This window comes from Frigidibacter sp. ROC022, assembly GCF_024723735.1.
In the GTDB taxonomy this organism is placed as follows: domain Bacteria; phylum Pseudomonadota; class Alphaproteobacteria; order Rhodobacterales; family Rhodobacteraceae; genus SLM-1.
The window spans coordinates 1,207,035-1,225,366 of record NZ_JANQDU010000001.1 but is presented as its reverse complement, the minus strand read 5'-3'; the positions used below and the strand labels follow the sequence as shown (position 1 = coordinate 1,225,366).

The window sequence follows — 18,332 nt, the reverse complement described above, 5'->3', positions numbered from 1 at the left end:
GGGCCCGTCCGGCAAGGTTCTTCCGGATAGCGGCCACGCTCGGGGCGCGAATACCAAACCAACGCTACATGTCACAGGGAGATCGACATGAAACATGAAACCCTTACGGGTAAAGCCTTGCATCCTGCCGTCGGCATGTACGCGGAAGAATGCAGGGCCGGCCAGATGAGCCGCCGTGAATTCCTGACCCGGGCCACCGCCCTGGGGGCGACCTCGGCGGCGGCCTATGCGATGATCGGGCTCGAAACCCCGGCCCGCGCCCAGGCGACGCCGAAATTCGGCGGCACGCTGCGGATGCAGATGGAAACCAAGGGCCTGAAGGACCCGCGCACCGCCGACTGGTCGCAGATCGCCAACTTCACCCGTGGCTGGCTGGAATACCTCGTCGAATACGAAAGCGACGGCTCGTTCAAGCCGATGCTGCTGGAAAGCTGGGAAATCAACGACGACGCCACCGAGTACCTGCTGCACGTGCGTCCCGGTGTGACCTGGTCGAACGGCGACGAGTTCACCGCCGAGGACGTGGCCCACAACATCATCCGCTGGTGCGACGGCACGGTCGAGGGCAACTCGATGGCGGGCCGGATGGCGACCCTGCAGGATCCCGAGACCAAGAAGGTCCGCGACGGCGCAGTCACGGTGGTCGATCCGATGACCGTGAAGCTGGTGCTCAGCGAGCCGGACATCGCGGTGATCCCGAACTTCTCCGACTATCCGGCGGCGGTCGTGCACCAGAGCTACGACAACGGCGATCCCTCGGTGAACCCGATCGGCACCGGCCCCTACATGCCCGAAGTCAACGAGGTCGGCGTCAAGCAGGTGCTGGTCAAGCGTGACGGCTGGTGGGGCGAAGGCGCCTATCTGGACCGGATCGAATACATCGACCTCGGCACCGACACCTCTGCCTGGGTCGCCGGCGCGGATGCCGACGAGATCGACATCCTCTACCAGACGGTCGGCGATTTCGTCGAGGTGATGGACAGCATCGGCTGGAAGAAGTCCGAAGTCGTCACCGCCGCCACCATCGCGGTGCGCTTCAACCAGGAGGCCGAGGTCTACAAGGACCGCAACGTCCGCAAGGCGATGCAGATGGCGGTCGACAACGGCGTGGTGCTGGAACTCGGCTATGCCGGTCTGGGGACCGAGGCCGAGAACTTCCATGTCTGCCCGATCCACCCGGAATATGCCGAGCTGCCGCCGCGCGTGGTCGATCCGGTCAAGGCGAAGGAACTGATCGACTCCACCCCCTACGCCGAGTTCGAGCATGAGCTGATCTCGATCGACGACAGCTGGCAGGCCGCCACCTGCGACGCGGTCGCGGCACAGCTTCGCGATGCCGGAATCCCGATCAAGCGGACCATCCTGCCGGGCTCGACCTTCTGGAACGACTGGCTGAAGTTCCCCTTCTCGGCGACCGAGTGGAACATGCGTCCGCTGGGCGTGCAGATCCTGGCGCTGGCCTATCGCAGCGGCGTGGCCTGGAACGAGTCGGCCTACAGCAACCCCGAGTTCGACACCCTGCTGGCCGAGGCGATGTCGATCGCCGATGCCGACAAGCGCCGGGTGCTGATGGCCAAGATCGAGAAGATCCTGCAGGACGACGGGGTGCTGATCCAGCCCTACTGGCGCTCGCTCTACCGTCACATGAAGGAAAACGTCATGGGGGCCGAAATGCACCCGACCTTCGAGCATCACCACTACAAGTGGTGGATCGACGCCTGAGTCCGAAACCGAAGGGCGGCTTGCGAGCCGCCCTTTGCACGACAGGTTTCCTTCATCCTAGTGGCTCCGGTACAGGCGCCGAAAGGACCAGCCCATGCTGATGTTTCTGTTGCGACGCCTTGGCCTGATGCTGCTGACGGCGCTCTGCCTGACCTTCATTGTCTTCCTGCTGACCAATCTGCCGCCCAACCTCGAGAAACTCGCCAAGAGCGAGGCCTCGGCGCGGATGGACGATGCCCAGGTTGCCTCGTGGCTGGAACGCAACGGCTACGAGCAGCCGGTGCTGATCCGCTATGGCGAATGGCTGGGCGTGGTTCCGGGCTGGACCCGCACCGACGATGACGGAAAGTTGCGCGGTCGTTGCGTGGCCTCGGGCGACACGGCCGAGACGGCGCCGCGCTATTGCGGAATCCTTCAGGGCGATTGGGGGTTCTCCACCGTCTTCAAGGACGAGGTCAGCACCATCGTCGCGAAACGGCTTGGCCTGACCGCCTGGCTGATGGGCGCGGTGATGCTGCTGATGGTGCCCGCGGCGCTGCTGATCGGGGTGCTGGCCGGGATGAAGGAGGGCTCGCGGCTCGACCGCTCGTTGTCCACCGTCTCGATCGCCTCGACGGCGACGCCGGAATATGTCTCGGGCGTCATCTTCATCGCCATCTTCGCCTCGTCCGCGGTCGGGCTGAAATGGTTCTCGGGCACCGCGACCAGCGCGATGGACCACATCACGTTCAAGAACTTCACCCTGCCGGTGGTCACCATCGCGCTCTACGGGATCGGCTATATCGCCCGGATGACCCGCGCCTCGATGACCGAGGTGATGACGGCGCAATACATCCGCACCGCAAGGCTGAAAGGGGTCAGCTTTCCGCAGATCGTCATGCGCCATGCCCTGCGCAACGCTCTGATCGCGCCCTTCACGGTGATCATGCTGCAATTCCCCTGGCTTCTGAACGGGGTGGTGATCGTCGAGACGCTGTTCAACTACAAGGGTTTCGGCTTCACCCTGGTCGAGGCCGCCGGCAACAACGACATCGAGCTGCTCCTGGCCTGCTCGGTCGTCGCCGTCTTCGTGGTTCTGGTGACCCAGCTGATTTCCGATATCGGCTATGTCTTCCTGAATCCCCGCATCCGTATCTCGTGAGGAGAGGCCCATGGACCAACTGACCTGGACTGGCGCCCTCGGCCCCTATCTGAACCCGGTCCTGATGGCGGCGATCGCCGTGGCGGTCGTGGCCTTTGCGTTGCAGGTGCTGCGCACCTTCCTGCGGCTGGTGTTCCGGCTGTCCGGGGTCCAGATGGTGCCCGAGGCCGGCCCCCCGGCGCCAGGCCACAGCGCCCCGCTCGACACCGCCGATTATCTGCGCCTCGCGATGAACCTGGCCTTCAAGGTGGCGCTGGCGGTGGTGCTGATCTACCTGGCCGCGGGGATCGTGCTGCAGGGCCCGGCCAAGGGCATCATCGGCCATATCTCGACCCTCTATCTGCCGGTCTGGATCGCGCTGATCATCACCTTCGCGTTGTCGATGAAGTTCAAGCGGCGGCTCGGCCTCTACGGCAAGCTGTTCGACAGTTCGATCGGGATGATCGGCTTCGGCATCGTGATGTTCTGGGTCTTCACCGCGATCTTCGCCGATCTGCTGGTCACCGCCGACCCGCTGACCACCCTGTCGGGGATGAAGAACAAGCCGCCGGGAACGCCGCTGCCGGACGGCACCTACTGGTATCTGCTGGGCGGCGACAATCTGGCCCGCGACGTCTATTCGCGGATGGTTCTGGGCGCCCGCGAGGTGCTGAAGATCGCCCCCGCCGCGACGCTGTTCGCCTTCATGGTCGGGATCACCCTGGGTCTGCCCTCGGGCTATTTCGGCGGCAAGCTGGACACCGTTCTGGCCTTCATCTCGAACCTCGTGCTCGCCTTCCCGGTGATCCTGCTGTTCTACCTGCTGGTGACCCCGGAAATGGTCGAGACCGGGATCCCGATGTACATGGCGGCCGTCCTGTTCATCTTCCCGGTCCTGTTCATGATCGTGCTGTTCAACTCGCGCTTTCACACCCAGCCGCCAAAGCGCAATCTCTATGTCGCGATCACCGTGGTGGTGGGGCTCTGGCTCTATTCCGGGCTGGCCTTCAACGCCGATCCGCTGGGCCTGGTCTCGATGCAGCCGAACATCCTGATCGTCTTCGTCTCGGTGGTCTTCGTAAACTCGCCCACCGTCTACCGGATCGTGCGCGGCCTGGCGCTCGACATCCAGACCCGCGACTATGTGGCGGCGGCACAGACCCGTGGCGAAGGGCCCTGGTACATCATGCTGTGGGAAATCCTGCCCAATGCCCGCGGGCCGCTGATCGTCGATTTCTGCCTGCGGATCGGCTACACGACCATCCTTCTGGGCACGCTGGGCTTCTTCGGCCTCGGCGTCTCGCCGGAGAGCCCGGACTGGGGCTCGACGATCAACGCCGGCCGCCGGCTGCTGTCGATCGCGCCGCATCCGGCCGTGGTGCCGGCGCTGGCGCTGATGAGCCTGGTCCTGGGTCTCAACCTGCTGGCCGACGGGCTGCGCGAAGAAAGCCTGAAGGATTGAGCCCCGCCCTGCCCCATATCGCCGACCGCCCGGTGCCGGCACGCCGCATCGGGCGCATGACCAAAGGCCATTGACCGCATGAGCCGAGACCGCAGGCGGCAACCGCCGACCAGAGGACGAGAAAAGGAAAAGAGATGAGCACATCCGACCACCACGGACCGATCCTCGAGATCAGCAATCTCTCGATCTCGTTCTTCACCCGATTGCGTGAAATCCCGGCGGTGATGGATTTTTCCTGCACCGTGATGCCGGGCGAGGCAATGGGCCTGGTCGGCGAATCCGGTTGTGGCAAGTCCACCGTGGCGCTGGCGGTGATGCAGGATCTCGGCGTCAACGGACGGGTCACCGGCGGTTCGATCCGGTTCAAGGGCCGCGAACTGACCGAGATGAACCAGGAAGAGCTGCGCCGGATCCGTGGTTCCGAGATCGCGATGATCTACCAGGAACCGATGGCCAGCCTCAATCCGGCGATGCGGATCGGCAGGCAATTGATGGAAGTGCCGATCATCCACGAAGGCGTTTCCGAGGATCAGGCCTACAAGATGGCCCTGCAGGTGGTGACGGATGTGAAGCTGCCCGACCCCGAGCGGATCATGAAGGCCTATCCGCACCAGCTCTCGGGCGGCCAGCAGCAGCGGATCGTCATCGCCATGGCGCTGATGAGCAAGCCGGCGCTGCTGATCCTCGACGAGCCGACCACCGCGCTGGACGTCACGGTCGAGGCCGGCATCGTCGATCTGGTCAAGGGGCTGGGCAAGAAATACGGCACCTCGATGCTGTTCATCTCGCACAATCTCGGGCTGATCCTCGATACCTGCGACCGGCTCTGCGTGATGTATTCCGGCGAGGCGGTCGAGACCGGCTCGATCACCGATGTCTTCGACAAGATGCAGCACCCCTATACCCAGGCGCTGTTCCGCTCGATCCCGCTGCCCGGCGCCGACAAGAACGACCATCCGCTGATCGCGATTCCGGGCAATTTCCCGCTGCCGCACGAACGCCCGCAGGGCTGCAACTTCGGCCCCCGCTGCGAATATTTCGAAGCCGGGCGCTGCGATGCCGGCGATGTCCGGATGGCGTCGATCGAGGGCGACGACCGTCACGGCTCGCGCTGCGTGAAATTCACCGAGATCGACTGGTCGGCGCCGCCGAAGCTCGCCAAGAAGACCAAGAAATCGACACCCGGCAAGGTCGTGCTGAAGCTGGAAGACCTGAAGAAATACTACGAGGTCTCGGCCACCAAGCTGTTCGGCGGCGGCGTGCCGCGGGTGGTCAAGGCCAACGAGACGCTGTCCTTCGAAGCCCGCGAAAGCGAGACCCTGGCCATCGTCGGCGAATCCGGCTGCGGCAAGTCCACCTTCGCCAAGGTGCTGATGGGGCTGGAGACCGCGACCAGCGGCAATATCCTGCTCTATGGCGAGGAGATTCAGGACACCCCGATCCAGCAGCGCCGGCCCGATACGGTCTCGGGCGTGCAGATGGTGTTCCAGAACCCGTTCGACACGCTGAACCCGTCGATGACCGTCGGCCGGCAGATCATCCGGGCGCTGGAGATCTTCGGCGAAGGGGCCGATGACTCGGCCCGCAAGGCGCGGATGCTGGAACTGCTCGACCTCGTGAAACTGCCGCGCGCCTTTGCCGAGAGGATGCCGCGCCAGTTGTCGGGCGGCCAGAAGCAGCGGGTCGGGATCGCCCGGGCCTTTGCCGGCGGCGCCAAGATCGTGGTCGCGGACGAACCGGTCTCGGCGCTCGATGTCTCGGTGCAGGCCGCCGTCACCGATCTGCTGATGGAAATCCAGCGCGAGAACAAGACGACGCTGCTGTTCATCAGCCACGACCTGTCGATCGTCCGCTATCTCGCCGACCGGGTGATCGTGATGTATCTCGGCCATGTGGTCGAGGTCGGCACCACCGATCAGGTCTTCGCGCCGCCCTACCACCCCTATACCGAGGCGCTGCTCTCGGCGGTTCCGATCGCCGACACGCGGGTCAAGAAGAAGCGCATCGTGCTGGAGGGCGACATCCCCTCGGCGATGAACCCGCCGCCGGGTTGTCCGTTCCAGACCCGCTGCCGCTGGAAGAGCCAGGTGCCGGGCAACAAATGCGAGACCGAGCTGCCGCCCTACAAGACCCTCGCGGACGGGCATCACACGCTGTGCTGGCTGTCGGACGAGGAACTGGCCAGCATGGAGCCGGTGATCCAGATCGCTGCCGAATAGCGTCTCTTTGCCTTGGAAATACTCCGGGGGTCCGGGGGCTGGCCCCCGGCCTCCCCCGCCCTACCGCTCCGGCGGGATCGAATAGGTCAGGCTGGCCCGCGCCACCGGCGCGTCCTGCCCCTCGGAGCGGAGCAGCACATCGCCCACCGCCAGGACCCGGCCCAGTTTCAGCAGCCGGCATTCGGACAGCAGATCGACCCCCGCCACCGGCTTGCGCAGGAAGTCGATCGAGGCATTGGTCGTCACCGCCAGCGCCTTCGGCCCGATCATCGCCAGCAGCGCCAGATAGACCGAGACATCGGCCAGGGCGAACATCGCCGGACCCGAGACCGTGCCGCCGGGGCGCAGGGTCTTTTCCGTACTCGGCATCCGGACCGCGATCCGATGCGGGGCAACCTCCTCGACGGTGAAATCCTGCGCCACCTGCGGAAAGGCCTGCCGCAGAAACTCCTGCAACGCGTCGCGGTCCATCTTCAGCATGCTTTCCCTCATCCCTTGCCGGGCCTAAGCTGCGAAGAAACCGAAGAAAGGGCAAGCCGATGATCCTGAAACGCCAGGACAGGGACGGGGTGGCGCGGCTGGTGCTGAACGCGCCGGAGCGGCTGAATGCGCTGTCGGATGCGATGCTGCTGGCGCTCCAGACGACGCTGGACACGATCGCCGGGGAGTCCGGCATCCGCGTGGTGGTGATCGCCGCCGAGGGAAGGACCTTCTGCGCCGGGCATGACCTGACCGAGATCCGCGCCGCCCGGGCGGCGCCGGACAAGGGAGCCGCGAAGCTCGCCGATCTGTTCACCCGCTGCGCCCGGGTGATGACCACGATTCGCGACATGCCGCAGCCGGTCATCGCAGAAGTTGGCGGATTGGCCACCGCCGCGGGCTGTCAGCTGGTCGCCGCCTGCGATCTGGCGATTGCCGCCGACACGGCGCGATTCGGGGTCAATGGGGTGAACATCGGCCTGTTCTGTTCGACCCCGATGGTGGCGCTGACCCGCAATGTCGGGCGCAAGCAGGCTTTCGAGATGCTGGTGACCGGGCGCTTCCTGAATGCCGACGAGGCCGTGGCCGCCGGGCTGGTCAACCGCGCCGTCCATGCCGACCGGCTGCAGGAAGAGGTGCTGGGCCTGGCCGAGACCATCACGGCCAAGCTGGGCGCGGCCGTGCGGATCGGCAAGCGCGCCTTCCACGCGCAGGCCGAGATGGGGCTGGACGATGCCTATGCCTATGCCGGCGAGGTCATGGTCGAGAACATGATGGACGAGGGCACCGCCGAAGGCATCGCGGCCTTCCTGGAAAAACGCAAACCGGACTGGGCGGCGGACTGAGCCGGCCTGCCCCGCAGGCCCGACGGCAAGGCGCCGGGGCTCAGGACCCCAGAATCACCTGCACATAGTTGCGGGTTTCCTTGTAGGGCGGAATTCCCGAGTGTTTCTCGACCGCTTCCGGACCGGCGTTGTAGGCCGCCAGCGCCAGCCGCCAGGAGCCGAACCGGTCGTATTGCTGGCGCAGATAGCGGGCGCCGCCTTCCAGGTTCTGTTGCGGGTCCAGCGGATCGACACGCAGCTTGGCCGCCGTCGCCGGCATCAGCTGGGCCAGCCCGAGCGCCCCCTTGTGCGACCGCGCCGAGGGGTTGAAGCCGCTTTCCTGCTGGACCAGCCGCAGGAACAGGTCTTCCGGCACCCCGTATTTTCGCGCCGCGGCCTTCGCCATGCTCAGATAGGGGCCCTTGTAGCTGCCCCGGAAGCTCGACACCGCCGCGCCGGCGACCGGCGTCAATGCCGATTTCGGCTGCAGTTTGACCGAGTTCGAATATTGCTTCGCCGCCCGCCCGTCGAGCACCGACAATTGTGACTTGAACAAGCCGGCCCGGTTCTTGGTCGAGAGACTCAAGGCCTCGGCTTCCGCCCCCGGCGCCGTGATCGCCAACAGCATCGCTGCCGCCGCTAATCCCCGCATCTGTCCCATCCCGTCATTTTCCGGACCGGTTATAGGAAAGTTTTCCTCCCAGTTCCAGACGCAACCGCGCACCCGGCATGGCCCGGCCGACGCGAATGGCCGGCCATCGCGACGTCAGGCGGTGATCCGGGGCTTCCCATCGCCGGTCTGGGGTGGTCTAACCTGTGCCCGAGGATTCTAGGGAGAACCAAGATGGCGGGCTCGGTGAACAAGGTCATTCTGATCGGCAATCTGGGTCGCGACCCGGAAGTGCGGACCTTTCAGAACGGTGGCAAGGTCTGCAACCTGCGAATTGCGACATCGGAAACCTGGAAGGACCGCAACACCGGCGAGCGCAAGGAACGGACCGAATGGCATTCGGTGGCGATCTATTCGGAACCGCTGGCGCGGGTCGCCGAGCAGTATCTGAAGAAGGGTTCGAAGGTCTATATCGAAGGCCAGCTGGAAACGCGCAAATGGCAGGACCAGTCCGGCCAGGACCGCTATTCCACCGAGGTCGTGCTGCGCCCCTATCGGAGCGAGCTGACCATGCTCGACGGGCGTGACGGCGGCGGCAGCGGCGGGTCTGGCGGTTATGACGACCGCGGCTACGACAGCGGCTATGGCGGCGGGTCGTCGGGCGGCAGTTCCTCGGGTGGCGCTGCGCCGCAGGGCGGCCCCCGCTCGGACATCGACGACGAAATCCCGTTCTGAGAATGGCCGGCGTCGACATGGGCCGGAGCCTGCCGTGAGCAGGCCCCCGCCCGGCACCCGCGCCGACTACCGTGTCTTTCGGCCCCTGCAGACCCGCTGGATGGACAACGACATCTACGGGCATCTGAACAACGTCGTGCATTACGCGCTGTTCGATACGGCGGTAAACGGCTGGCTGATCGACGCGGGCCTGCTGAACCCGGCGACCAGCCCCACGATCGGCCTGGTGGTCGAGAGCGGCTGCCGCTATGCGGCCGAGATGGGCTACCCCGATCAGGTGACCGCCGGGCTGCGGGTCGGGGCCCTGGGCCGGTCCTCGGTGCGGTTCGAGATCGGGCTGTTCCGAAACGACGCGCAGAGCGCCGCCGCGGAAGGGTTCTTCATCCATGTTCATGTCGATCGCGCCACCCGCCGCCCGGTGGAGATCGGCAGCGCCGCCCGCGCCGCCTTCTCGGGCCTCATGCTCGATCCGCCCGCGCCGAAGGGCTGAGCCATTGTCCCTTGCCAGACGCATCGGCATCGCCTAGGAAAGTCATTCGTCTTTTGGAATGTATGGAGCGCGCGATGCCGGATATTCTGACCTCGGACATGATCTATGGATTGCTGGGAGGGCTGATGATCGGCTCGGCAGCGGCGCTGTACCTGATGGGCAATGCAAGGGTCATGGGGGCCAGCGGCATCCTGGGCGGTCTGGTGGACCGCTCGGCGCGTGGCGCGGTGCCCGAACGGCTGACCTTCCTGGCCGGGCTGATCGCAGCGCCTGCGCTGGCGGTTCTGCTGATGGGCGGCGCCGACTGGGCCGGGGCCGAGACCCATCTGACCGGCAATGTCCCGCTGCTTGTCGCGGCCGGGCTGATCGTCGGCCTCGGCACCCGGATGGCCAATGGCTGCACCTCGGGGCACGGGGTCTGCGGCATCTCGCGCCTGTCTCCGCGCGGCATCGTCGCCAGCGCCACCTATGTCGCCGCCGGGATTCTGACCATGGCGGTCGGCCGCAGCCTGCTGGGGCTGATCTGATGCGCTATCTCTTCGCGCTGCTCGCCGGGTCGCTGTTCGGGCTGGGGCTACTGGTCGCGGGCATGACCGATACCGCCAAGGTGCAGGGGTTCCTCGATGTCTTCGGCGCCTGGGACCCGACCCTGATGTTCGTCCTCGGCGGCGCCATCATACCGATGGCCATTGCTTGGCCGCTGGCCGAGCGGCGCCGGACCGCGTTCACCGGCACCCGGATTCCGGCCCAGGGCGACGCGCTGATCGACCTGCGGCTGATTTCCGGTTCGGCCCTGTTCGGGCTTGGCTGGGGCCTTGTCGGGCTCTGCCCCGGCCCGGCGCTGGCAGTGGCGGGCTTTGGCGGCTGGCAGGCGCTGGTCTTCCTGGCGGCGCTGATCGCCGGGATGATCCTAGCCCGCCGCACCAGGCTGGCGGCGCCGCTGCCCGGCCAGGCCGGGTCGCCCTGCGACGTGGCCGGCATGACCCCGGCCGAGTCCGGCACCGGCCCGATCCCCGACACCGTCCTGTCGGACATCTGAAAACATCCGGCACCGGGCCGCGTTGCGCGATTGCAGCCCCGCCCGGTGCGCTCTATATCGCGGCCATGCTGGACCATGCCCCCAACCGCCCCGATCTGCCGCCCGAGATTGCCCGTCGCCGGACTTTCGCGATCATCTCGCACCCCGACGCCGGCAAGACCACGCTGACCGAGAAGTTCCTGCTGTTCGGCGGCGCGATCCAGATGGCCGGTCAGGTCCGCGCCAAGGGCGAGGCCCGCCGCACCCGCTCGGACTTCATGCAGATGGAGAAGGACCGCGGGATTTCGGTCTCGGCCAGCGCCATGTCCTTCGAATTCGGGCAATACCGCTTCAACCTGGTGGACACGCCCGGCCACAGCGATTTCTCCGAAGACACCTATCGCACGCTGACCGCGGTGGACGCGGCGGTGATGGTGATCGACGGCGCCAAGGGCGTGGAAAGCCAGACGCGGAAACTGTTCGAGGTCTGCCGGATGCGCGACCTGCCGATCCTGACCTTCTGCAACAAGATGGACCGCGAGGCGCGCGACACTTTCGAGATCATCGACGAGATTCAGGAAAACCTAGCCATCGACGTGACCCCGGCCAGCTGGCCTATCGGCGTCGGGCGCGAGTTCATCGGCTGCTATGACGTGCTGCACGACCGGCTGGAACTGATGGACCGGGCCGACCGCAACCGGGTCGCCGAAACGGTCAAGATCGAGGGGCTGGACGATCCGAAGCTGGCCGAACACGTTCCGGCCGATCTGCTGGCCAAGTTGCGCGAAGAGCTGGAGATGGCCAAGGAGCTGCTGCCGACCTTCGACCGCAAGGCCTTTCTGGAAGGCACGCTGACGCCGATCTGGTTCGGCTCGGCGATCAACTCCTTCGGCGTCAAGGAACTGATGGACGGGATCGGAGAATACGGCCCGCTGCCGCAGCCGCAACGCGCCGAACCGCGCCAGATCGGGCCCGAGGAGTCGCCGGTCTCGGGCTTCGTCTTCAAGGTCCAGGCCAACATGGACCCGAAACACCGGGACCGGGTGGCCTTCGTCCGCCTCGCCTCCGGTCATTTCGAACGCGGCATGAAGCTGCTGCACGTGCGGTCGAAGAAGTCGATGGCGATCACCAACCCGGTGATGTTCCTCGCCGCCGACCGTGAACTGGCGGAAGAGGCCTGGGCCGGCGACATCATCGGCATTCCGAACCACGGCCAGCTCCGGATCGGCGACACTCTGACCGAAGGCGAGGCGCTGCGGGTGACCGGCATTCCCAGCTTTGCCCCGGAACTGCTGCGCTCGGTCCGGGCGCTGGACCCGATGAAGTCCAAGCATCTCGACAAGGCACTCCTGCAATTCGCCGAGGAAGGCGCCGCCAAGGTCTTCAAGCCGACGATCGGCTCGGGCTTCATCGTCGGTGTGGTCGGCGCCCTGCAATTCGACGTCCTGGCCAGCCGGATCGAGATGGAATACGGGCTGCCGGTTCGGTTCGAGGCCTCGCAATTCACCTCGGCGCGCTGGATTTCCGGCAAGAAGGCCGACGTCGATGCCTTCGTCGAGAAGAACAAGGGCCATATCGGCACCGACAACGACGGCGATCTCGTCTATCTGACCCGGCTGCAATGGGATATCGACCGGGTGGAGCGGGATCACCCGGAGCTGAAACTGACCGCGACCAAGGAAATGATGGTCGGCTGACCCCGGTCGCGGCGGCGCTGCCTAGCTGTCTTTGACCGTGGTCTTGTAGAGCATGTATTCCATCTTCAGCAGCATTCCGGCCAGATAGCCGACATTGCCCTGGCTCAGCGTGCTCTTCCTGGTGATGAGAGCGACGCCACCGTCATCCTTGGTGGTGGAGCCCTCCACCGACACCACCAGTTCTGACGGCGTTTCGCGCAGAGATTTCAGCGCCCCGTAGAACCCCTTGGCCGGCGCATCCCAGATCGCCCCCTTGCCGCGCTTGGCCTCTTTCAGATCATAGCTCAGGTCCAGCGCGGGGAAGGTCACGCGAATTTTCCGGGTCGCGGGATCGGTGGCCATCACCTCCTGGGCTGCCTTGGCCTTGTAGAACACCGGGATGTCCACAGCGATCCCGCTGGAAATCGTGTTGCGCTCCTTGTTGTAGATCAGCATCGCGGTCAGCCTTCCGCCCCCGGCGAAGTCGCCGACGCAGACATAGCCGGTGTCGCGGACGGAGCAATCGACCAGCGGAAACGAGCGGGCGCCGTCGTCCTTGCCCGAGACATAGCGCAGCTCGACCCCGTTCGCGCGGTAGATCACCAGCGCCATATGCTTGTCGCCCTGGCGCATTTTCTGCGTCGGAACCGCCACCACTGCGCCCTTACGGGCCTCGACATAGCAGATCGGCTCGCCGCTCTTGAACCAGTCGGGCGAGCGGAACGGAACCTCGGTGGTGTCGGGCGCGGGCCGCTTCCCTGCCAGGCGGGGCGCATAGAAATACTCGCCGCACTGATCACCGGTCCGGGTGTTGCTGCCCGAATTCATGTCCTGCGCCAGGGACGCTCCGGTAGCCAGAACCGAGAAAACGCCAAGCAATGCCGATCGGAAAAAGAGAGTCATGGATGTCTCCGAATGAAGTTAAGAAAAAATATTCTCGCCACTCTTGTCGAATTCGTCCCCCGGATCAACCTTCGGGAGGTTTCGGGCCCTATCGCGCGGCCTCGCACAAGCCCCGCCGGACCACCGTTTCCGGGGCAAGGCCCGGCGCCCGGCCCTGACCTGCGCCGGGCGCGCGGGATCCGCCGGGACCGCCCGATCTGGCCTGACCCGCCGAATTCGGCAGCGCCCACCGGCAGGCCCCGAGGGGACGCCCGAGCGGACTTCCCTTTGGGCAGGCTCGGCCCTAGTCTGGCGGTATTTGAGCAGGAGGATTGCCATGCGCCTGTCTTTCAAACCCGGTTCCTTTTCCGCGCGCGCGGCGCTGGCCGCGATGCTGCTGGCCTGCGCCCTGCCTGGCCCCGCCCCGGCGCAGGAGGCCGCGCCCGAAGCCTTTCTCGATCTCGACACCGGCGGCCACCTGGCCACCATCCGGGCGCTGGTCGCCTCGCCCGACGGGCAGCGGCTCTACAGCGCCGGTGATGACAAGGTGGTGCGGGTCTGGGACTGGCAGGAAGGCCGCAGCACCGCCAGCCTGCGCGGTCAGATCGGACCCGGCGCCGAAGGCATGATCAACGCGCTGGCACTTTCCGCATCGGGCGACCGGATCGCCGTCGCGGGCTATTTCGCGCCGCATCTGTCGCCGGACCCGCCTTTCGGAGACGTCCGGATATTCGATACCGCCTCGGGAAAGATCACAAGGGTTCTCAAGGGCTTCGACTGGGTTGTTGAAGCGATGGATTATGATTCCGGGCGCGACGAGCTGCTGGTCTCGGGCCAGGGCGGCATGGTGCTGCGCTGGCGGATGCCCTTCGGCGAGGCCGAACCCGAGCCCCTGCCGCCGCTCGACAGCCAGTCGAACCGGGTGACGGCAGCGGCCTTTCTGGGCGGCGGCAGCCGGATCGTGGCGCTGACTTTTGATTACGGGCTGAAGCTCTGGGATGCCGGGACAGGCGAGGAACTCGCGGTGCCCGATGCCGAGGCGCTGTGGGACGTGCCGTTGATCGCACTGGCGGTGTCGGAGGACGGGATGCGCTTTGCCCTGGCAGGCGAGGACGGCCGGGTCGAGTTGCGCGACGGGCTGGACGGGCATCTGCTGGCGACCCTGCCCGAGCAGGGCTTTCGCGCCGACGCGCTGGCCTTCAAGGGCGGGTTGCTGGCCGTCTCCTGCGGCTATCACTGCGACGCCGGTCCGCAGACGCGGATCTGGGATGTCGATACGCTGCAAGTCGTCGCCAGCGACGACGGGGCACAAGCCGGCATCCATGCCGCCGTGGCGCTGCCGGGGGACGGGGCAACGGACCTGATTGCCACCGCCGGCGGGCGGATACCCGAAATCCGCGTGTTGCACGCCGAGACCGGCGCGAAGGTCGCCAGCCTGAAGGGCATCGGCGCTCCGGTCTCGGCGGTCGCGCTTTCGGCCGACGGAACGGCCATTGCCTGGGGCACGGACGACCCCTGCCCCGAGCGCGAGGTCTGCCCGGAGGTCATGGGCGCCCTTAGCCTGCGGATGCAGCTGCCTTCGGGCGAGCGTTCGGTCGAGGCGCCGAAACCGGCGGATGCGGCTTCGGCGCGGCTGGTCCGGGCGGTGCTGGCGGCGGCGGGCTACGGGCTGGCGGCGGGCACTTCCGACACCGGCAGTTTCGAAGCGGATCAGCTGCAGATCCTCGGCGCCGAGCCGGTGACGCTCGGCAAGGGGCCGGTGGATGGCTACTACTTCTCCAGCTTCGGGCTGGTGCCGGAACGCGGCGAGTTGATCACCGGCGGCGGCAATGGCGTGCTGCTGGCGCACCGGCTGCCGGACGGACAGATTCTGGGCGAATTCACCGGCCATACCGGCGACGTGCTGGCCCTGGCCGCGGCCCCCGGCGCCAACCGGCTGCTGACCGGCAGCGCCGACCAGACTCTGAAGCTCTGGAACCTCGACACGCGGCAGTTGATCGTCAGCATCTTCGTCTCGGGCGATGACTGGATCATCTGGACCCCGCAGGGCTATTTCCAGTCCTCTCCCGATGGCGACCGGCTGGTCGGCTGGCACCTGAACCAGGGGCCGGACAAGGCGGCGCGGCTGATCCGGGCCCGGCAGCTGCGCCAGCACCTGCATTCGCCCGAGATCGTGCGCCGCGCCATCATCACCGGAGATGCCGCCGCAGCCGCCAGGGAACTGCGCGGCACCGACCGGGAGCTGTTCGATCTCCTGTCCCGCCCCGCCCCGGAATTCGACCTGAAGATCGCCGAGGACATCCCGGCCCCGCCGGGCTTTGCCACGCTGGTGCTCACCGGGGCCTCGCTGGAAGAAATGAGCGACTGGGGATTCTCGGTGCTGGTCAACGACCGCCGGGTGCCGGCGCTACAGGTTCCGGCCCCTGCCGATGTGCCGCAGGCCTATGTTCCGCAGGACGGTGCGGCGGTGTTCTACTACCAGATCCCGATCGAGGACGGGCAGAACGACATCCTTGTCACCGGCGAGGACGATTTCGGCTATGTCACCGAGCGCGGCGGCACCGCGATCTTCCGGCTGCCCAAGGAGGACGCGCAGAAACAGGGCAAGCTGTTCGTCGCGGTGGTGGGCGTCAATTCCTATCCCAAGCTGACCGATTGCGGCGGTCCGAGTTGCGATCTTGCCTTTCCGGTGGCCGACGCGATCGGTTTCCTGAAGGCGGTGCAGCAGCATTCGGCGCCGCTCTTCACCGGTATCGAGACGCTGGTCATCGCCACCCCCGATGCGCTGGCCGCGGCGGGGGCCGAGGGCGTCGTTGATCCGGCCGAGGTGCTGGAACCGGATGCCGCCACGATCACCGGCGAGCTGATCGATTTCCTGCAACGGCCCGGCCCCGACGATACCACGATCATCTTCGTCGCCAGCCATGGGGTGAATGTCGGCGAACGCTTCTACCTGATCCCCGAGAATGGCGAGAAACGCGGCGACGCCTGGCGCAAATCCTCGCTGGTGGACTGGTCGGTGATCCAGGAGGAAATCGGCTTTGCCACCGGGCGGCGGATTTTGATGCTCGACACCTGCCATGCCGCCAATGCCTTCAACGCCAAGCTGGAAAAGGAGGCGGCGGATGCGCGGGTGATCGTCTTCTCGGCCACCGCCGCCAACAACACCGCGCAGGAGCGGCGCGACCTGGGGCACGGCATCTTCACCTATTCGCTGATCCGCGGGCTGTCGGGCGAGGCCGGTCAGGATGACGGGGTGCGCCTGCTGGGGCTGGCGGACTACATCTACCGCGAGGTGGTCCGGCTGTCGAAAGGCAAGCAGGAGCCGTTCTACCACATCTCGCAGACCGCCAATTTCCTGCTGGCGAAGAAATGAGGCGCGCGGCGTGAGTTTCGTAGGATGGGCGGGACGGCTGGGCCTTGGTCTGCTGCTGGCGATGCAGGCCCTGCCGGCGCCGGCCCGCAGCCCCTGCCCGACGGGCGACTACCCGGCCTTCTATCCCGACCCCGCGCCCTTTGACGCGGCGCTGGAGGCCACGGCCGGGGTCGCGCCGCGGCCGACCCCGGTGACCGGGCTGGTGGTGCCGCATCACCTGAACGCGCCCGATCTGATCGCCTCGGGCCTGCGGCTGGGCAGCGGGCAGCGGCCGCGGCGGATCGTGCTGCTGTTTCCCGACCATTTCGCCGAGAGCCCGCGCCCCTTCGCGACCACGACGCATGGTTTCCGGACCGTGCTGGGCGCGGTGCCGACCGACGCCGGGGCCGCCCGGACCCTGCTGGCCGATCCGGATCTGGTCGCCGACAGCTGCCTGTTCGGCAGCGACCATGGCGCAAGGGCGCTGCTGCCCTTCCTGGCCCGGCTCTACCCCGGCGTGCCGGTGCTGCCGCTGGCGATCGGCAATGGATCGAACCGGGCGGACTGGGACGCGATGGCGCGGGCGCTGACGCCGCTGATCGACGCCGAGACGCTGCTGATCCAGTCCACCGATTTCTCGCATTACCTGCCCTGGCACGAGGCAAGGCAGCGGGACCAGGAGGTGCTGAACCTGCTGGCGGCGGGCGATCTCGACGGGATTGCCCGGCTGGTGCAGCCGGATCACGTCGACTCGGTCGGGGCGCTCTATCTGACCATGGCGCTGGAACGTCGTCTGTTCGGCGCCGGCCCGCAGGTGGTGGCGAACCGAAACCAGCAACAGGGGGTCGATCAGTTTCTTTCTGAAACAACCAGTTACATGGTGATCCTCTACCAACCCGAAGGCCTGCCCCCGGTGCCGGCGCCCCTTGCCGGGGCGCATCGCTATGTCCTGGCAGGCGACTGGTTCCTGGGCCGGACCTGGCCCGGGCTGCTCTATGACGAACTGGTTGCCGGACGTGTCGAACGGGCAGCGCTGGAGGCCACCGGCGGCCTGCCCCTGATCGCCAATCTCGAAGGCGTTCTGCTGCCCGACCTTCCCGGAACCCTGGACCACATGACCCTGGCGATGCCGGCCGAACTGGTCGTGGACTGGGCGCGGCGGTTGAACGTGGCGGGCTTCGGGCTGGCCAACAATCACGCGATGGACATCGGCACCTCGGGCATGACCGAAACGCTGGCGGCGCTGGACGCCGCCGGGATACCCCATGCCGCCCAGGGCGAGCGGCTGCAGCTGCCGGGGCTGACGCTGGTGATACTGAGCGATCTCGACGGCGCCGCGATGCCGCCCTGGCACCGGCTGGACGAGGAACTGCTGGACCGGGTGCTGGTCGAGGATGCCTCGGTCCCGGTGCTGGCCTTCCTGCATTGGGGCGCCGAATGGGTGACCGAGCCGCGGCCGCGCGAGCAGATGCTGACCCGCGAGATCGAGGCGCGTGGCGCCGCGGCGCTGGTCGGCGCCCATCCCCATGCCGCCAGCGCCGGGCCGAGAGCGACACCGGGCGGGCGGATGCTGGTGATCCAGTCGCTGGGCAATTTCCTGTTCGACCAGCACGGACCCGGGGCGGGCGGCCTGGCCAGCGGCGCCCTGGCCGAGGTGACGGCCTTCGATCAGGGCACGATCTTCCTGCGCCAGATCCCGGCGCCGCAGCTTTATGATATCGCCCGGGGCCGGCAATAGG

General features: G+C 66.6%; 15 protein-coding genes. 12 read left to right on the top strand and 3 right to left on the bottom strand.

What is annotated here, in order from left to right; all coding sequences use genetic code 11:
- Positions 1 to 87: 87 nt before the first annotated feature.
- From NUW50_RS05890 to NUW50_RS05875, 4 genes are all read left to right on the top strand, one after another.
- Complete coding sequence (locus NUW50_RS05890; RefSeq protein WP_443135080.1) at positions 88 to 1,722, top strand: ABC transporter substrate-binding protein; 1,635 nt, start codon at positions 88 to 90, stop codon at positions 1,720 to 1,722.
- Positions 1,723 to 1,816: 94 nt separating this feature from the next.
- Entirely contained in the window at positions 1,817 to 2,863 is a 1,047-nt protein-coding gene (locus NUW50_RS05885) for an ABC transporter permease (RefSeq protein WP_258288132.1), read from the top strand.
- Between the two features lie 10 nt (positions 2,864 to 2,873).
- Complete coding sequence (locus NUW50_RS05880; protein WP_258288131.1) at positions 2,874 to 4,304, top strand: ABC transporter permease; 1,431 nt, start codon at positions 2,874 to 2,876, stop codon at positions 4,302 to 4,304.
- A gap of 134 nt (positions 4,305 to 4,438) precedes the next feature.
- Positions 4,439 to 6,523: a dipeptide ABC transporter ATP-binding protein gene (locus NUW50_RS05875; protein WP_258288130.1), complete on the top strand. Its 2,085-nt coding sequence runs from the start codon at positions 4,439 to 4,441 to the stop codon at positions 6,521 to 6,523.
- Positions 6,524 to 6,583: 60 nt separating this feature from the next.
- Here the strand turns inward: NUW50_RS05875 and NUW50_RS05870 are convergent, their stop codons facing one another.
- Positions 6,584 to 7,003: a PaaI family thioesterase gene (locus tag NUW50_RS05870; protein WP_443135079.1), complete on the bottom strand. Its 420-nt coding sequence runs from the start codon at positions 7,001 to 7,003 to the stop codon at positions 6,584 to 6,586.
- A gap of 59 nt (positions 7,004 to 7,062) precedes the next feature.
- On the opposite strand from NUW50_RS05870, the gene NUW50_RS05865 reads away from it, so the two are divergent.
- Positions 7,063 to 7,848: an enoyl-CoA hydratase gene (locus tag NUW50_RS05865; protein WP_258288129.1), complete on the top strand. Its 786-nt coding sequence runs from the start codon at positions 7,063 to 7,065 to the stop codon at positions 7,846 to 7,848.
- A gap of 40 nt (positions 7,849 to 7,888) precedes the next feature.
- Here NUW50_RS05865 and NUW50_RS05860 read toward each other — a convergent pair whose 3' ends face one another.
- Positions 7,889 to 8,479 (bottom strand): lytic transglycosylase domain-containing protein, encoded by a 591-nt coding sequence (locus NUW50_RS05860; RefSeq protein WP_258288128.1) that lies wholly within the window; start codon positions 8,477 to 8,479, stop codon positions 7,889 to 7,891.
- 192 nt (positions 8,480 to 8,671) lie between these two features.
- Here NUW50_RS05860 and ssb point away from each other — a divergent pair, with 192 nt between their 5' ends.
- The 5 genes from ssb (at position 8,672) to NUW50_RS05835 (ending at position 12,377) form a co-directional block, all read left to right on the top strand.
- Positions 8,672 to 9,172, top strand: coding sequence for a single-stranded DNA-binding protein (gene ssb / locus NUW50_RS05855; RefSeq protein WP_258288127.1), 501 nt, complete (start codon positions 8,672 to 8,674; stop codon positions 9,170 to 9,172).
- Between the two features lie 100 nt (positions 9,173 to 9,272).
- Positions 9,273 to 9,662, top strand: a complete 390-nt coding sequence (locus tag NUW50_RS05850; protein ID WP_443135091.1) for an acyl-CoA thioesterase — start codon at positions 9,273 to 9,275, stop codon at positions 9,660 to 9,662.
- Positions 9,663 to 9,736: 74 nt separating this feature from the next.
- The gene (locus tag NUW50_RS05845) at positions 9,737 to 10,189 is read left to right on the top strand and encodes a YeeE/YedE family protein (RefSeq protein WP_258288125.1); all 453 of its coding nucleotides are present in this window, start codon (positions 9,737 to 9,739) and stop codon (positions 10,187 to 10,189) included.
- A complete protein-coding gene (locus NUW50_RS05840; protein ID WP_338001347.1) occupies positions 10,189 to 10,701 on the top strand; it encodes a DUF6691 family protein in 513 nt (170 codons plus the stop codon). The genes NUW50_RS05845 and NUW50_RS05840 overlap by 1 nt, the downstream gene beginning before the upstream one ends.
- Positions 10,702 to 10,766: 65 nt before the next feature.
- A complete protein-coding gene (locus NUW50_RS05835; protein ID WP_258288124.1) occupies positions 10,767 to 12,377 on the top strand; it encodes a peptide chain release factor 3 in 1,611 nt (536 codons plus the stop codon).
- Between the two features lie 21 nt (positions 12,378 to 12,398).
- On the opposite strand, the gene NUW50_RS05830 is transcribed toward NUW50_RS05835, so the two are convergent.
- A complete protein-coding gene (locus tag NUW50_RS05830; protein WP_258288123.1) occupies positions 12,399 to 13,259 on the bottom strand; it encodes a hypothetical protein in 861 nt (286 codons plus the stop codon).
- 316 nt (positions 13,260 to 13,575) lie between these two features.
- Between NUW50_RS05830 and NUW50_RS05825 the strand changes: the two genes are divergently transcribed.
- Positions 13,576 to 16,614, top strand: a complete 3,039-nt coding sequence (locus tag NUW50_RS05825) for a caspase family protein (protein WP_258288122.1) — start codon at positions 13,576 to 13,578, stop codon at positions 16,612 to 16,614.
- 10 nt (positions 16,615 to 16,624) lie between these two features.
- Positions 16,625 to 18,331 (top strand): AmmeMemoRadiSam system protein B, encoded by a 1,707-nt coding sequence (amrB, locus tag NUW50_RS05820; RefSeq protein WP_258288121.1) that lies wholly within the window; start codon positions 16,625 to 16,627, stop codon positions 18,329 to 18,331.
- Position 18,332: the final 1 nt, after the last annotated feature.

Excerpts from the sequence above, each read along its gene's own strand:
- NUW50_RS05890 (WP_443135080.1), top strand. The coding sequence starts at position 88 with ATGAAACATGAAACCCTTACGGGTAAAGCCTTGCATCCTGCCGTCGGC.
- NUW50_RS05885 (WP_258288132.1), top strand. The coding sequence starts at position 1,817 with ATGCTGATGTTTCTGTTGCGACGCCTTGGCCTGATGCTGCTGACGGCG.
- NUW50_RS05880 (WP_258288131.1), top strand. The coding sequence starts at position 2,874 with ATGGACCAACTGACCTGGACTGGCGCCCTCGGCCCCTATCTGAACCCG.
- NUW50_RS05875 (WP_258288130.1), top strand. The coding sequence starts at position 4,439 with ATGAGCACATCCGACCACCACGGACCGATCCTCGAGATCAGCAATCTC.
- NUW50_RS05870 (WP_443135079.1), bottom strand. The coding sequence starts at position 7,003 with ATGCTGAAGATGGACCGCGACGCGTTGCAGGAGTTTCTGCGGCAGGCC.
- NUW50_RS05865 (WP_258288129.1), top strand. The coding sequence starts at position 7,063 with ATGATCCTGAAACGCCAGGACAGGGACGGGGTGGCGCGGCTGGTGCTG.
- NUW50_RS05860 (WP_258288128.1), bottom strand. The coding sequence starts at position 8,479 with ATGCGGGGATTAGCGGCGGCAGCGATGCTGTTGGCGATCACGGCGCCG.
- ssb (WP_258288127.1), top strand. The coding sequence starts at position 8,672 with ATGGCGGGCTCGGTGAACAAGGTCATTCTGATCGGCAATCTGGGTCGC.
- NUW50_RS05850 (WP_443135091.1), top strand. The coding sequence starts at position 9,273 with ATGGACAACGACATCTACGGGCATCTGAACAACGTCGTGCATTACGCG.
- NUW50_RS05845 (WP_258288125.1), top strand. The coding sequence starts at position 9,737 with ATGCCGGATATTCTGACCTCGGACATGATCTATGGATTGCTGGGAGGG.
- NUW50_RS05840 (WP_338001347.1), top strand. The coding sequence starts at position 10,189 with ATGCGCTATCTCTTCGCGCTGCTCGCCGGGTCGCTGTTCGGGCTGGGG.
- NUW50_RS05835 (WP_258288124.1), top strand. The coding sequence starts at position 10,767 with ATGCTGGACCATGCCCCCAACCGCCCCGATCTGCCGCCCGAGATTGCC.
- NUW50_RS05830 (WP_258288123.1), bottom strand. The coding sequence starts at position 13,259 with ATGACTCTCTTTTTCCGATCGGCATTGCTTGGCGTTTTCTCGGTTCTG.
- NUW50_RS05825 (WP_258288122.1), top strand. The coding sequence starts at position 13,576 with ATGCGCCTGTCTTTCAAACCCGGTTCCTTTTCCGCGCGCGCGGCGCTG.